The 13503-nt window shown below is 69.5% G+C and carries 12 protein-coding genes and 3 pseudogenes; 11 read left to right on the top strand and 4 right to left on the bottom strand.

All coding sequences use genetic code 11. The features are described from left to right. The first annotated feature begins 34 nt into the window (after positions 1-34). From fsa to DPM13_RS10735, 4 genes are all read left to right on the top strand, one after another. Positions 35-688, top strand: a complete 654-nt coding sequence (gene fsa / locus DPM13_RS10750) for a fructose-6-phosphate aldolase (protein ID WP_112888001.1) — start codon at positions 35-37, stop codon at positions 686-688. After that, positions 685-1434: a DUF484 family protein gene (locus tag DPM13_RS10745; RefSeq protein WP_080621693.1), complete on the top strand. Its 750-nt coding sequence runs from the start codon at positions 685-687 to the stop codon at positions 1432-1434. The genes fsa and DPM13_RS10745 overlap by 4 nt, the downstream gene beginning before the upstream one ends. Before the next feature lie 11 nt (positions 1435-1445). Next, positions 1446-2384, top strand: a complete 939-nt coding sequence (locus tag DPM13_RS10740) for a tyrosine recombinase XerC (RefSeq protein ID WP_028721137.1) — start codon at positions 1446-1448, stop codon at positions 2382-2384. Positions 2385-2575: 191 nt separating this feature from the next. Next, complete coding sequence (locus tag DPM13_RS10735) at positions 2576-3355, top strand: TSUP family transporter (protein ID WP_112888000.1); 780 nt, start codon at positions 2576-2578, stop codon at positions 3353-3355. On the opposite strand, the gene DPM13_RS20815 is transcribed toward DPM13_RS10735, so the two are convergent. From DPM13_RS20815 to DPM13_RS10725, 3 genes and pseudogenes are all read right to left on the bottom strand, one after another. Beyond that, positions 3348-3845, bottom strand: a complete 498-nt coding sequence (locus DPM13_RS20815; RefSeq protein WP_262983109.1) for a calcium-binding protein — start codon at positions 3843-3845, stop codon at positions 3348-3350. The genes DPM13_RS10735 and DPM13_RS20815 overlap by 8 nt on opposite strands. Beyond that, a pseudogene (locus DPM13_RS26970) lies at positions 3784-4125 on the bottom strand (calcium-binding protein); the annotation flags it as partial. The gene DPM13_RS20815 and the pseudogene DPM13_RS26970, both read right to left, overlap by 62 nt. Positions 4126-4266: 141 nt before the next feature. Continuing rightward, positions 4267-5251 (bottom strand): annotated as a pseudogene (locus tag DPM13_RS10725) (asparaginase). 139 nt (positions 5252-5390) lie between these two features. Here DPM13_RS10725 and DPM13_RS10720 point away from each other — a divergent pair. The 3 genes from DPM13_RS10720 to DPM13_RS10710 all read left to right on the top strand — a co-directional run bounded on the left by DPM13_RS10720 (position 5391) and on the right by DPM13_RS10710 (position 7684). Continuing rightward, a complete protein-coding gene (locus DPM13_RS10720; protein WP_028721140.1) occupies positions 5391-5918 on the top strand; it encodes an invasion associated locus B family protein in 528 nt (175 codons plus the stop codon). A 110-nt stretch (positions 5919-6028) separates the two neighbouring features. Continuing rightward, positions 6029-7213 carry a 23S rRNA (adenine(2503)-C(2))-methyltransferase RlmN gene (gene rlmN, locus DPM13_RS10715; RefSeq protein ID WP_112887998.1) on the top strand — a complete coding sequence of 395 codons (1185 nt, stop codon included), beginning with the start codon at positions 6029-6031 and terminating at the stop codon, positions 7211-7213. Positions 7214-7276: 63 nt separating this feature from the next. Continuing rightward, positions 7277-7684: an OsmC family protein gene (locus DPM13_RS10710; protein ID WP_112888756.1), complete on the top strand. Its 408-nt coding sequence runs from the start codon at positions 7277-7279 to the stop codon at positions 7682-7684. Here the strand turns inward: DPM13_RS10710 and DPM13_RS26965 are convergent. Further along, entirely contained in the window at positions 7668-8120 is a 453-nt protein-coding gene (locus DPM13_RS26965; protein WP_397244223.1) for a type I CRISPR-associated protein Cas7, read from the bottom strand. The genes DPM13_RS10710 and DPM13_RS26965 overlap by 17 nt on opposite strands. A gap of 480 nt (positions 8121-8600) precedes the next feature. Here DPM13_RS26965 and gpmI point away from each other — a divergent pair, with 480 nt between their 5' ends. The 4 genes and pseudogenes from gpmI (at position 8601) to DPM13_RS10685 (ending at position 13302) form a co-directional block, all read left to right on the top strand. Beyond that, the gene (gene gpmI / locus DPM13_RS10700) at positions 8601-10121 is read left to right on the top strand and encodes a 2,3-bisphosphoglycerate-independent phosphoglycerate mutase (protein ID WP_112887997.1); all 1521 of its coding nucleotides are present in this window, start codon (positions 8601-8603) and stop codon (positions 10119-10121) included. After that, positions 10118-11333: pseudogene (locus DPM13_RS10695) on the top strand (murein hydrolase activator EnvC family protein). Before gpmI ends, DPM13_RS10695 begins: the two are co-directional and overlap by 4 nt. After that, positions 11330-12784: a S41 family peptidase gene (locus DPM13_RS10690; protein ID WP_112887996.1), complete on the top strand. Its 1455-nt coding sequence runs from the start codon at positions 11330-11332 to the stop codon at positions 12782-12784. The pseudogene DPM13_RS10695 and the gene DPM13_RS10690 overlap by 4 nt, the downstream one beginning before the upstream one ends. After that, complete coding sequence (locus DPM13_RS10685; RefSeq protein WP_223251950.1) at positions 12781-13302, top strand: RNA pyrophosphohydrolase; 522 nt, start codon at positions 12781-12783, stop codon at positions 13300-13302. Before DPM13_RS10690 ends, DPM13_RS10685 begins: the two co-directional genes overlap by 4 nt. Positions 13303-13503: the final 201 nt, after the last annotated feature.

Genomic DNA, 13503 nt, shown 5'->3' with positions numbered 1-13503 from the left:
AACCCCTGGGCAAAGCCTATGGAGGGGCCCGAGCATGAAATTCTTCGTCGACACCGCCGACACCGCCGCCATCCGAGAGCTGAACGACCTGGGCATGGTCGACGGCGTGACCACCAACCCCTCGCTGATCCTGAAGTCGGGCCGCGCCATCGCCGAGGTGACGCGCGAGATCTGCGAGATGGCCAGGGCCCCGTCATGCGCCGAGGTGGTGGCCGCCGACGCGCCGGAGATGATCCGCGAAGGCAAGCACCTCGCGCAGATCGCGCCCAATATCGCGGTCAAGGTGCCGCTGACCTGGGACGGGCTCAAGGCCTGCAAGGCGCTGTCCTCCGAGGGCCACATGGTCAACGTCACGCTGTGCTTTTCCGCCGCGCAGGCGATCCTGGCGGCCAAGGCGGGGGCCACGTTCATCAGCCCCTTCATCGGCCGGCTCGACGACCTGAACCTGGACGGCATGCAGCTGATCGAGGACATCCGCACGATCTACGACAACTACGACGTCCAGACGCAGATCCTCGCGGCCTCGATCCGCTCGGTGAACCACATCACCGACGCGGCCCGCATCGGCGCCGACGTGATCACCGCGCCCCCCGCCGTCATCAAGGCGATGGCCAGCCACGTGCTGACCGACAAGGGGCTCGACCAGTTCAACGCCGACTGGGCCAAGACGGGGCAGAAGATCGGATGAGCGGCGCACCCGCCGACCCCGGGGCCGCCCCCGCGCCCACATCCGAAACCGCGCCCGAGGCGCTGTCCCCCGAGGACCGCGCCCGCCTGCTGGCCCGCCCGGACCTGATCCTCGGCGACCGCGACCTGATGCGGGCGCTGATCGGCGCGCGCGACGCGGACCTGGGCGACAATGTCATCGACATCCGGGGCCGCGCCATGCAGGCCCTGGAAAGCCGGCTCGACCGGCTGGAATCGGCCCATGAATCGGTGATCTCGGCCGCCTACGAGAACCAGTCGGGCATGAACACCATCCACCGGGCGGTGATCTCGCTGCTCGAGCCGGTCGATTTCGACGGCTTCCTGGAAAACCTGGGCAGCTCGGTCGCGCCGATCCTGCGCATCGACACGCTGCGGCTGCTGATGGAATCGGGGGCGGCGCCGGCCGCGGACCTGTCCGGGCCCCTGGTCATCACCCCCGCCGGCCGTATCGCCGAGCTGATTCGCGCCGGCCGCCGCACGCCGCGCGGCGACGACATCGTGCTGCGCGCCGCGGCCGCCGAAACCCTGCCCTATCACGAGGGCGCCCGCGCGCCCATCCGGTCCGAGGCGCTGCTGCCCATCGACCTCGGGCCGCAGCGCTTCCCCGCGCTGCTGCTGATGGGCTCGGCCGAGGCGGGGCGCTTCACCCCGGCCCAGGGCACGGACCTGCTGCGCTTCTTCGGGCAAGTGTTCCGGCTGGTGCTGATCTCGTGGCTGCGCGAGTAAGGGGCCAGGGCATGACCGGCCCCGAGCAGCCCCTGGCATTGGCCCCGCTGATGGCCGACCAGCTGCAGCGCTGGCTGGACAGCGAACGGGGCGCGCGCGACCGCTCGGACCATACGATCAAGGCCTATCAGGGCGACCTGCTGGCTTTCCTGTCCTTCCTCGGCCGCCACCAGGGCGGGCCCGCCCTGCCGGCGACGCTGGGCAGCCTGACGCAAACGGACATGCGCGCCTTTGCCGCGTCCGAGCGGGCGCGGGGCCTGGGCGCGCGCTCGCTGGCGCGGCGGCTGTCGGCGGTGCGCAGCTTCCTGCGCTGGATGTCGGACCGGCATGGGTTCGACGCCTCCAGGGCGCTCGCCTCGCGCGGGCCGCGCTTTACCCGGTCCCTGCCCCGCCCGCTCGAGGTGGATCAGGCCCGCGAGTTGCTGGACCTTGCCGGCCATACCCACCCCGAGCCCTGGATCGCGGCCCGCGACGCGGCGGTGCTGACGCTGCTTTACGGCTGCGGCCTGCGCATCTCGGAAGCGCTGGGACTGACCGGCGCCGACTGGCCCTTCCGCGAGGCGCTGACCATCCGCGGCAAGGGCAAGAAGGAACGCCAGGTCCCCGTCCTGCCGGTCGCGCGCCAGGCGGTCGCGGCCTATCTGGAGCTCTGCCCCCATCCCCGCGCGCCGGACCAGCCGCTGTTTCGCGGCGCGCGCGGCGGCCCGCTCAACGCCTCGGTCATGGCCAAGGCCATGAGCCTGATGCGCCAGTCCCTGGGCCTGCCGGACACGGCGACGCCGCATGCGCTGCGCCATTCCTTCGCCACCCACCTTCTGGCCGCCGGGGGCGATCTGCGCACGATCCAGGAATTGCTGGGTCACGCGAGCCTTTCGACCACGCAGGTCTATACCGGGGTGGACAACGCCCATCTGCTGGCCGTCTACCGCGCGGCCCACCCCCGGCGCTAGGCACCCCGCGCGGCCCGCCCGTGGCCGGCGCCGCAATGGGTACTTGGAAAACAGTGAAAGAGAGCCCTTCCGCCGCCCTTGCAGACATCAGGGCCGCCCAGGGGTTTTCACCGTTTTCCAAATACCCATGCGACCGCGCCATCCTCGCCGCCCTTTACAATTCCGCGCCCCCGCCGCATCACGCCCCGGCCATGTTCGAGCTTTCCCTTGATCTTGTCCTGATGCTGGTGGCCGCGGCCTTTGCCGCCGGCTTCGTCGATGCCATCGCCGGCGGCGGCGGGCTGATCTCCGTGCCCGCGCTGATGCTGGCGGGCATTCCTCCGGCGCAGGCGCTGGCCACGAACAAGGTGCAGGGCGCCTTCGGCGCGGCGACGGCGGCGATCTCCTATGCCCGGCGCGGCCTGGTGGACCTGCGCGCGCAAAAGGGCGCGGCGGCCGTGGCCTTCGCCGGCGGGCTGGCGGGCGCGCTCTGCGTCGCGGCGATCCCCACCGACCTGCTGCGCTATCTCCTGCCGGTCCTTCTGATCGCCATCGCGGTGTTCTTTGCCCTGAAGCCGGGGCTGAACGACCTTGACCGCGCGCGGCGGCTTTCTCCGGGGCTTTTCACCGCCAGCGTGGTGCCGCTGATCGCCTTTTACGACGGGCTGCTCGGGCCCGGGACCGGGGCCTTCCTGATGCTGGGTTTCGTCATGCTGGCGGGCTACGGCATCCTCAAGGCGACGGCGCATACCAAGCTGTTGAACTTCGCCTCGAACCTGGGCGGGCTGGTGGCCTTTGCCGCGGTGGGCAAGCCGCTGTGGCTTCTGGGCGCGGCGATGGCCGTGGCCCGTCGCGGGGCCACGCTGGGCGCTGCGCAGAAGGCAAAGACGGATTTCGCCTTCGTCCTTTCCCAAACGCCTAGGGCCCGCGTCACCGACGAAGCCGGCGCGCGGTTCTGGCACAATATGGCAAGCTCGCTCCGGTTCAGGTAAAGTCGAACATCGAGGCGCCGAGCTGGGACAGCGGCACCCCCTCCAGCACCAGGCTGTCGCCCGCGCCGAAGGAAAACACCACGTTCCCGCCCACCTGGCGCGCGACCGCCATCAGGTCGGCGTAATCGTCGATGCCGTCCACGGCGATGGTGACATGCTCGGCCGGGGCGCCGGTCGCGGTCCCGTCGGCGCGCAGGCCGGTCTCGAGGTCGATGATCCGGTCCGCGCCACCGTCATAGACAAAGGCGTCCGCGCCCCAGCCGCCCGACAGCAGGTCGTTGCCCGCCCCGCCCGACAGGGTGTCGTCGCCGAAGTCGCCGCGCAGCGTGTCGCGCCCGGCCCCGCCCTCGAGCAGGTCGTTGCCGTAGCCCGCCGCCAGGGTCGTTGCCCGCCTCGCCCAGCAGGCGGTCGTTGCCGAAAAAGCCGTACAGCCGGTCGTTGCCCTGACCGCCCCACAGCGTGTCGTTGCCCGTGCCGCCGTCCAGGACATCCTGACCGGCCTGGCCCCACAGCCGGTCGTTGCCGGTCGCGCCGAACAGGAAGTCCGTGCCAGCACCGCCCAGCAGGCTGTCGTCGCCGGTGCCGCCCAGCAGAAAGTCCGAGCCGGCCCCGCCGTAAAGCGTGTCATTGCCGGCCAGGCCCAGGATGCCGTCGTCCTGCGCCGAGCCGTGCAGAACGTCATTGCGTTGTGTGCCGGTCAGCCGGTTCAGATCGCTCAGCCGGCCATCTGCCGGGCCAGCTGCGGGTGGCGTCGGCCACCGCGTCGGCATAGATGTCGGCGTAATGTTTGTAGGACAGGGTCGCCATGGGATTCCGCCATGCCGGAAGAATCATCCAGACATTCAAGCAACTCCAAGCGCGCGGCGACGCGCATCGCCGAATGGGCGGATTTTCGACGCGGCCGTCGCTGATCAGGCCGGAAAGCCCGCCGCCAGGCGCAGCCCGCCCGTGACCAGCCCGCGCCATTCCGCTGCGGCCCGGTCAGCAGCGCATCGACCACCGGATCCCCGGCGTCGAGCAGCCCCAGGTGCAGCAGAAGCGCGGTGATCGCGGCCTCGGACCCGCGCGTGGCCCCGTCCGAGATCTTCAGCGCGATCCCCAGGCCGCGCTCGGGCACGATGCCGACGAAGACGCCCTCGGCCCCGGTCTTGACGGCGGCGCGCCCGCGCAGGGCGCGCATCAAGGTCGTGCAGGCCCGCCCCTCGCCCGCGACCAGGTCGGGATGGGCGATCATCGCCTGGACCAGCCGGGCCTGCGCCTCGCCCCGCCGGCCGGGGCCGGGCCGGGCGAACGCGGCCATCGCGCGCGCCAGACCTTCCAGCGTGCAGGCAAAGTTCGGGGCCGAGCAGCCGTCGATGCCCCAGCCCGCGGCGGTCTCGCCCGTCACCTCCTCGAAGGCGCGGCGCACGGCGCGCTGCACGGGATGGTCGATCGCGACATATTCCGGCCCGGCCTTCACATGCCGCACCAGCGTCAGAAAGCCCGCATGCTTGCCCGAACAGTTGTTGTGCGCCTGGCAGGGGCTTTCGTCCGAACAGACCAGGCGCTTGCGCTCGGCCGGGTCGGCCGGCAGATGCGCGCCGCAGCGCAGGTCCTCGTCCTCGAGCCCGAGCCCCGCCAGCCAGGCCCGCACCCGCCCGACATGCGCCGCCCCGCCCTGGTGGCGGCGCAGGCCAGGGCCAGATGCTCGGTGGACAGCCCCGCCGCATCGGCCGCACCGCTTTCCACCAGCGGCAGCGCCTGGATCATCTTGCAGGACGAGCGCGGATAGATCACGGCCGCCGGATTGCCCCAGGCCTCGACGATGCCGCCCGCGTCGGCGATCACCGCATGGCCCAGATGCGCGCTTTCGCACAGGCCGCCGCGCCACAATTCCACAAGTCTGGCCGCCGTCATGGGTCGTCTTCCTCTGACTGAATCGCGCGTTTTCTGAATGGATTTTCCCGCCGGGTTTTTCAACGTGGCGGGGGCTTGCCATGCGCCACCACGATCAGCAACAGCCCGGACAAACCGGACCATGGCAGGAGGCCAGAGCATGTTCACATCCGCGCCGCGTGTGGCGGCCGCAGCCACCGCATTCGCAATCGCGCTTTCCACCCCCCTGATGGCGCAGGAATCGACGAACGCCATCGGGTCCGAAGGGGACTGGACCGCGTTCTCGGCCGCCAGCCCCAAGGAATGCTGGGCCGTCTCGGCGCCGAAATCGACGCAGAACACCGACGCGAACGGCAATCCGCGCGAAGTGACGCGCGGCGACATCCGGCTTTACGTCGCCTATCGCCCCGGCCAGTCGGGCGAGGTCTCCTTCGCAGGCGGCTATCCCTTCGCGCCCGATTCCACGGTCGAGGTCAATGTGGGCGGCAATGTCTTCAAGCTGTTCACCGAAGGCGAAAGCGCCTGGACCGGATCGCCGTCCGAGGATGGCAAGCTGATCTCGGCGCTGCGCGGCGGCTCCTCGGCCATCGTGACCGGGCGTTCGGCGCGCGGCACCGTGACCAAGGACACGTTCAGCCTGGCCGGCATCACCGCCATGACGAACAAGGCCCAGGCCGCCTGCAAGTAAGGCGCCGGACCGGGGCGGTGCGGACAGGGGCCTCGGCCCCTGTTTTCTTTTGGGGCGTTTTACCTTATATAGACGCCTTCGCCCCCCATCCGCCCGGACCTCGCCCAGCCATGAACGCCCCGATCACCCAAGACCTTCTGACCATTCCGCGCAAGCTGCCCGACACGGCGCTGACCAACATCGTCGGCCTGACCCGCGACCAGCTGCGCCAGGCGCTGATCGACGCCGGCACGCCGGAAAAGCAGGCCAAGATGCGCGTGGGCCAGATCTGGCAATGGGTCTATCACTGGGGTGTGCGCGACTTCGCGCAGATGACGAACCTGGCCAAGGACTACCGCGCCTTCCTGGCCCAGCGGTTCGAGATCGCCCTGCCCGAGATCGTGACCCGCCAGATCAGCGCCGACGGCACCCGCAAGTATCTGCTGCGCATCAGCGGCGGACACGAGGTCGAGACCGTCTACATCCCCGAGGAAAACCGCGGCACGCTGTGCATTTCCAGCCAGGTCGGCTGCACGCTGACCTGTTCCTTCTGCCACACCGGCACGCAGAAGCTGGTCCGCAACCTGACGGCGGGGGAAATCGTGGGTCAGGTCATGGTCGCCCGCGACGACCTGGACGAATGGCCGCAGCCCGGCGCGCCCAAGGACGAAACCCGGCTGGTCTCCAACGTCGTGCTGATGGGCATGGGCGAGCCGCTTTACAATTTCGAGAACGTCCGCGACGCCATGAAGGTGGTGATAGACGGCGAAGGCCTCAGCCTGTCGCGCCGCCGCATCACGCTGTCGACCAGCGGAATCGTGCCCGAAATCGCCCGCACGGCCGAGGAGATCGGCTGCCTGCTGGCCGTCAGCTTCCACGCCACCACCGACGAGACGCGCAACATGCTGGTGCCGGTGAACCGCAAGTGGAACATCGAGACGCTGCTGAACGCGCTGCGCGACTATCCGCGCCTGTCGAACAGCGAACGCATCACCTTCGAATACGTCATGCTGGACGGCGTGAACGACAGCGACGAGGACGCCCGCCGCTTGGTCAGGCTGATCCGCGGCATCCCGGCCAAGATCAACCTGATCCCGTTCAACGAATGGCCGGGCGTGGCCTACAAGCGCTCAAGCTGGGAGCGGATCGAGGCATTCGCCGACATCATCCACAAGGCCGGCTATGCCAGCCCCATCCGCACGCCGCGGGGCGAGGACATCATGGCCGCCTGCGGCCAGTTGAAATCCGCGACCGAACGCGGCAGGAAATCGCGGGCCGAGATCGCGGCCGAGGCCGCGGGTGCCGCCCCGGCCTGACCGGCTGACAGAAGCCGCCATTCCTGCTAGCATCGACGCAAGCCCCAGCCCGGGATGTTTGCGATGCCGACGGTCCTTGCCGAGTTCACCGATCTGCCCGGAACGCAGGCGGCCGTGGGCCGGTCGGGCGGGCATGTCGTCGTGGCCGACCGCCCCGAGGGCGCGGCGGGGGGCGCGGGCTTGGGCTTCAACGGCGCCCAGCTGCTGGCGCTCGCGCTGGGGGCCTGCCTGTGCAACGACCTGCGCTATCTGGCGCAACGCCGGGGCGTCGCCATCGCCGCGCTGTCGGTCCGCGTCGCGCTGCAGCTGGACGGCGATCCGGTCGTCGCGACCTCGGCGGAACTCACGGTCGATTGCCGGCTGGCGGACGGCAGCCTCGGCCTTGCCCTGATCGACGAGGCGCGGGGCAGCTCGATGGTCGCCCTGACCCTGGCCCGAGGCATCCCGGTCACGATCACGCCGCGGGCCTGATCCGGCCTGGACCTCGGTCCGGGACCGCAAGGCCGCGGTCATCTTCGCCGAGAACATCAGCGACACGAGGCTGCTGGAGCAGATCGCGCGCGAGGCCGGACTGCCGCTGGCAGGCACCGCTCTGCAGAGAAACTCGCAGGGTGCGCCAATCTTCGCAGAACTGCCGCACCAGTCCGACCGTTTCGGGATCTGGGATAGAGGAGTTCGCCACGTTGCGCCGGCTGATGGAGGCGCGAACCGCCATGGCCGACGCGAATATGTCCAGGTTCTGCGGCTTCTGGAGACTTTCGATCTCGCCGATCCTGCGGGTTTCGCGCATGTAGATGCGGTAGGGCGGCGCGCCGTCGTGCTTCAGTTCGACATAGTTGCGGATCTTGCGCTTGATCGCGACATCGGTGACCAGACCCTTTTGCGTGTCATTGTCGATGCGCGGCATGTTGCCGTTGTCGGGATCGCGTTCGGATTGCCGTTCTTGAGCCGTTCTTGATGTCGAAGAGAAAGACGAAGTCATAGCGGTTGGTAATCGGCGTCATCTGGCCTTACTCCTCGGGGTCATTGGCGGCGCACCCTCGAGAACCGGCAGAGGGTCGGATGCCGCGCTGGGCCAGCGTCACCCAGCAGGTGGTCGAAAAGCACCGGCCAACGCCGAAGGGATCACCGCCGATTGCTGGCATGGCGTGCGTCCGGTCGGACCATCGTCCTAGAACGCTGATAGCTTGCGACAGCAGCCGTCTTCCCGGCGACAGCGCACGCAGCATCGCCCTGACCCTGGCCCGGGGCATCCCGGTCACGATCACGCCGCAGGCCTGATCCGGCGCTGGCCTGATCCGGCATCGAACCGCCCCCAGGCTGTGCGCCGAACTTGCCCCGCGCGCCGCACGGGCGTAGAAAGCGCCGACCCGCGAACGAGGCACCCATGACCCATCCGAAACCCGTCGTCCTGTGCATCCTCGATGGCTGGGGCATTTCCAACCGCCCCGACCAGAGCGCGCCGGACCAGGCCCGGACGCCGAACTTCGACCGGCTGATGCGCGATTGCCCGCATGGGACGCTGGTGACCTTCGGGCCGGACGTGGGCCTGCCGCGCGGCCAGATGGGCAATTCCGAGGTCGGCCACACCAACATCGGCGCCGGCCGGGTGGTGGCGATGGACCTGGGCCAGATCGACCTCGCCATCGAGGATGGCAGCTTCTACGAAAACGCCGCGATCCGGGAATTCGTGCGCAAGCTGCGCGCCAGCCACGGCACGGCGCATCTGATGGGCGTGGTGTCGGACGGGGGCGTGCACGGGCATATCCAGCACGTCATCGCCGCCGCCCGCGCCATCGCCGACAAGGGCGTGCCGGTCGTCGTCCATGCCGTCACCGACGGGCGCGACGTGCCGCCGAGTTCCGCCCTGGCCTTCGTCAAGGAACTGCGGGCCGCCCTGCCCGAAGGCGCGCGCATCGGCACCGTGATCGGGCGCTACTACGCGATGGACCGCGACAACCGCTGGGAGCGCGTGGCCCGCGCCTACGCCGCCATGGTCCGGGCCGAGGGGCTCTCGGCCGCCGATCCGGTCGAGGCCGTGACCGCCTCCTATGCGCGCGAGGAAACCGACGAATTCATCCAGCCCACCGTGATCGGCGATTACGCAGGCGCGCGCGACGGCGACGGCTTCTTCTGCCTGAACTTCCGCGCCGACCGCGCGCGCGAGATCCTGGCCGCCATCGGCCAGCCGGGCTTCGACGCCTTCGACACCGGCACCCGGCCGCAATGGGCGGCGCTGCTGGGCATGGTGGATTATTCGGCGAAACACGACGCATACATGCAGGCCGCCTATCCCAAGCGGCAGGTCGAAAACACGCTCGGCGCCTGGGTCGCGCAGCGCGGCCTCAGGCAGTTCCGCCTGGCCGAGACCGAGAAATACCCCCATGTCACCTTCTTCCTGAACGGCGGCAAGGAGACGCCCGAACCCGGCGAGGACCGCTTCATGCCGCAAAGCCCCAAGGTCGCGACCTATGACCTGGCGCCCGAGATGGCCGCGCCCGAGGTCAGCGCCAGCCTGGTCGGCGCGATCGAGGCGGGCTACGACCTGATCGTGGTGAACTACGCCAATCCCGACATGGTCGGCCATACCGGCAGCCTGCCCGCCGCCGTCCGCGCCTGCGAGGCGGTGGACCGCGGCCTCGGCCAGATGCTGGACGCGCTGGAGCGCGCGGGCGGCGCGGCCGTGGTCATCGCCGACCACGGCAACTGCGAAACCATGATCGACCCGGAAACCGGCGGCCCGCACACCGCCCATACCGTGAACCCGGTGCCGGTCATCGTCTATGGCGGCCCCCAGGGCGCCAGCCTGCGCAACGGCCGCCTGGCCGACGTCGCGCCGACGGTCCTCGACCTGATGGGCCTGCCGCTCCCGCCCGAGATGACCGGCCGGTCGCTGATCGTCCGATGAGCCGTCCCGCCCTTGCCCTGCTGCTGGCCGCATCCCTGGGCCTGGCCGCCCCCGCCGTCCCCGCCCAGCCGGCCGAGCCGGCCGAGCCGCTGGGCCAGGCCGCCGACGAGGCCGCCCGCGCCGCCGAGATGCTGCGCCAGGCCACCGGCCAGCTCGACCAGGCCCTGACCAAGGAGGATCAGGTCGCCTCGCTGACGCAGATGATCCGCGCCTATGAACAGGGCCTTGCCGCCCTGCGCGAGGGGCTGCGCCGCGCCGGCGTCCGCGAACAGGAGATCCGCGCCGAGTTCGACGCCCGCCGCGACAGCCTGGGCCGTGTGCTGGGGGTGATGACCTCGATGCAGCGCTCGCCCGAAACCATGCTGCTCCTGCACCCCTCGGGGCCCGAATCCTCGGCCCGGGCGGGGATGATCCTGTCCTCGGTCGCGCCGGGGCTGCAGGCCGAGGCGCAGGCCATGCAGGACAAGCTGCAGGAAATCCGCACCGTCCGCACCATCCAGCTGAACGCCGCGAACACCCTGGCCCAGGGCCGTGGCCAGGTGCAGGAGGCGCGCCGCCTGCTGGCCTCGGCCACCACCGACCGCTCGGACATGCCCGCCCGCTATGGCGAGGACCCCGAGGAGCTGCGCCAGCTGGTGCAGTCGGCCGACACGCTCGACGCCTTCGCTCGGGAATCGCCGCATGGAAAACGACGTCGGCGCCCCCATGGCCGATTTCGACGGGGCCCAGGGCAGCTTGGCCCTGCCGGTGATCGGAACCGTGCTGCGGCGCTACAACGAACCCGACGCGGCCGGCGTCGCCCGGCCCGGCCTGGTCATCGCGACCGGCCCCGCGGCGCTGGTCACCACGCCCTGGGCCGCCACCATCCGCTATCGCGGCCCGCTGCTGGATTACGGCAATGTGATGATCGTTGAACCCGCGCGCGGCTATCTGATGATATTCGCCGGGCTGGCGCAGGTCTTCGGCGAAACCGGCGACGTGCTGGTGGCGGGCGAGCCGGTCGGCCTGATGGGCGGCACCGAGCCCCCCGCGCAGGAGTTCGGCGCCCAGTTCGTCGCCGACGCCGCCACCGGCACCGGCGCTGGACAGACCGAAACACTGTATGTTGAACTCCGCAAGGGCAAGGAAACACTGGACCCGGCGGAATGGTTCGTGATGAATCCCATTGTGGCCCAGACAGGCGACGCAACCGCGCAGGACGCAACCGAATGAAACATTATCTTCTGGCCGGCGCGATCGGCACCCTTGCAGGCGCGGTCGCGGCCACGCAGCTGGCCGGCCCGCTGATCGCGCAGGAAACCGGCAAGAACGCCTCGGTCTATGAACAGCTCGACCTGTTCGGCAACGTGTTCGAACGCGTGCGCTCGGATTACGTCGAACAGGTCGACGACAAGAAGCTGATCGAATCCGCCATCAACGGCATGCTGACCTCGCTCGACCCGCACAGCTCGTTCCTGTCGGCCCGCGACTACGAGGACATGCAGACCCAGACCCGCGGCAGCTTCGGCGGCCTCGGCATCGAGGTCGGGCAGGAGGACGGCCTGGTGAAGGTCATCTCGCCCATCGACGACACCCCGGCGGCCGAAGCCGGCGTCAAGGCCGGCGACTACATCACCCATGTCAACGGCGAATCGCTGATGGGGCTGAACCTCGACGAGGCGGTCGAGAAGATGCGCGGCCCGGTCGGGTCCGAAATCAAGATCACCATCCTGCGCGAGGGCGAGAAAGAGCCCTTCGACCTGACCATCACCCGCGACATCATCAAGCTGACCGTGGTCAAGACCCGCATCGAAGGCCATGCGGTCGTCCTGCGTGTCACCACCTTCAACGACGAAACCATGTCGACCCTGCGGACCGAGATGGAAAAGGCGATCCAGCAGGCCGGCGGCATCGACAAGGTGACGGGCTTCGTGCTCGACCTGCGCAACAACCCCGGCGGCCTTCTGAACCAGGCCATCGAAGTGTCCGACGCCTTCCTCGACAAGGGCGAGATCGTGTCGACCCGCGGCCGCAAGCCCGAGGAATCGGAACGCTGGAACGCCAAGCTGGGCGATCTTGCGCAAGGCAAGCCGATGGTCGTGCTGATCAACGGGGGCTCGGCCAGCGCGTCCGAAATCGTGACCGGCGCGCTCCAGGACCACCGCCGCGCCATCGTCGTGGGGACGAAATCCTTCGGCAAGGGCTCGGTCCAGACGGTGATGCAGGTGACACCCGACAGCGCCATCCGCCTGACCACGGCGCGCTATTACACGCCCTCGGGCCGGTCGATCCAGGCGCTGGGCATCCAGCCCGACATCATCGTCGAACAGCCCGCGCCCAAGCCCAAGGACGAGGAGGACGCCGACACCCCGCGCAGCGCCTCGAAATTCTCGAACTCGGAAGCCGACCTGCGCGGCGCGCTGAACAACGACGCCGTGTCGGACGAGGAGAAGAAGCAGATCGAGGAAGAGGCCCGCCAGGTCGAGGCCACCGCCAAGCTGCGCGAAGAGGACTACCAGCTCGCCTATGCGGTCGATATCCTCAAGGGCCTGTCCGCGGTCGATTTCCGCGCCGATGCCGTGCCGGAAAGCGTCAAGCCCGCCGTGACCGGCGAGGGCGCGGCCGATGGCGACGCCCCCGGCGGGACGCAGGACCAGGACAGCGGGGGCGCGTCGCGGCAATGACCGACCCGATCCACGACAACCTGATGGTGGGCCCCTCGGGCCTGCCCTATCGGCCCTGCGCGGGCGTCCTGCTGATCAACGACCAGGGCCTGGTCTTTGCCGGGCAGCGCATCGACCAGGGCGGCGGCGAGCCGGGCGGCGCCTGGCAGATGCCCCAGGGCGGCATCGACCGGGGCGAGACCCCGCGCGACGCCGCGCTGCGCGAACTAGGCGAGGAAACCGGCATCACCGACCCCGACCTGGTCGAGATCCTGGCCGAATCGCCCCGCTGGGTGACCTATGAACTGCCGCCCGAGCTTCTGGGCAAGATCTGGAAGGGCCGCTACGGCGGCCAGCAGCAGAAATGGTTCGCCATGCGCTTCCTGGGCGAGGATTCGCAGGTCGACATCAAGACCGAGGAACCCGAGTTCCTGCGCTGGCAATGGATGCGCGCGGGCGACCTGATCGGCGCCATCGTGCCCTTCAAGCGCGCCGTCTATGAACAGGTCTTCGCGGATTTCCGCGACTATCTGGCCTGAAGGTCCAAGTCTGGGGACGCTGGCCTGAGGGCTCTGGCCTGTCGGCCCGCGCCGGGCCGGGGCGCCTTGCCCCCCGATCAGACCTGTCGGCCCCTTCCTCGCTGAAAAAGGCGCGCCACACCTTTTTCCGGGCACTCGGAAGCCCTCAAGGATATTTGCGCACGAAAGAAGCCCTGGGATCGTCTCGCCGGAGGGCGTGGC

The sequence above is a fragment of the Paracoccus mutanolyticus genome, from assembly GCF_003285265.1.
In the GTDB taxonomy this organism is placed as follows: domain Bacteria; phylum Pseudomonadota; class Alphaproteobacteria; order Rhodobacterales; family Rhodobacteraceae; genus Paracoccus; species Paracoccus yeei.
Note: the sequence above shows the minus strand (reverse complement) of the source record. Positions and strands in the feature narration are given on the sequence as shown.

Coding starts and splice junctions, on each gene's coding strand:
- fsa (WP_112888001.1), top strand. CDS start 35: ATGAAATTCTTCGTCGACACCGCCGACACCGCCGCCATCCGAGAGCTG.
- DPM13_RS10745 (WP_080621693.1), top strand. CDS start 685: ATGAGCGGCGCACCCGCCGACCCCGGGGCCGCCCCCGCGCCCACATCC.
- DPM13_RS10740 (WP_028721137.1), top strand. CDS start 1,446: ATGACCGGCCCCGAGCAGCCCCTGGCATTGGCCCCGCTGATGGCCGAC.
- DPM13_RS10735 (WP_112888000.1), top strand. CDS start 2,576: ATGTTCGAGCTTTCCCTTGATCTTGTCCTGATGCTGGTGGCCGCGGCC.
- DPM13_RS20815 (WP_262983109.1), bottom strand. CDS start 3,845: ATGTCCTGGACGGCGGCACGGGCAACGACACGCTGTGGGGCGGTCAGG.
- DPM13_RS10720 (WP_028721140.1), top strand. CDS start 5,391: ATGTTCACATCCGCGCCGCGTGTGGCGGCCGCAGCCACCGCATTCGCA.
- rlmN (WP_112887998.1), top strand. CDS start 6,029: ATGAACGCCCCGATCACCCAAGACCTTCTGACCATTCCGCGCAAGCTG.
- DPM13_RS10710 (WP_112888756.1), top strand. CDS start 7,277: ATGCCGACGGTCCTTGCCGAGTTCACCGATCTGCCCGGAACGCAGGCG.
- DPM13_RS26965 (WP_397244223.1), bottom strand. CDS start 8,120: ATGCCGCGCATCGACAATGACACGCAAAAGGGTCTGGTCACCGATGTC.
- gpmI (WP_112887997.1), top strand. CDS start 8,601: ATGACCCATCCGAAACCCGTCGTCCTGTGCATCCTCGATGGCTGGGGC.
- DPM13_RS10690 (WP_112887996.1), top strand. CDS start 11,330: ATGAAACATTATCTTCTGGCCGGCGCGATCGGCACCCTTGCAGGCGCG.
- DPM13_RS10685 (WP_223251950.1), top strand. CDS start 12,781: ATGACCGACCCGATCCACGACAACCTGATGGTGGGCCCCTCGGGCCTG.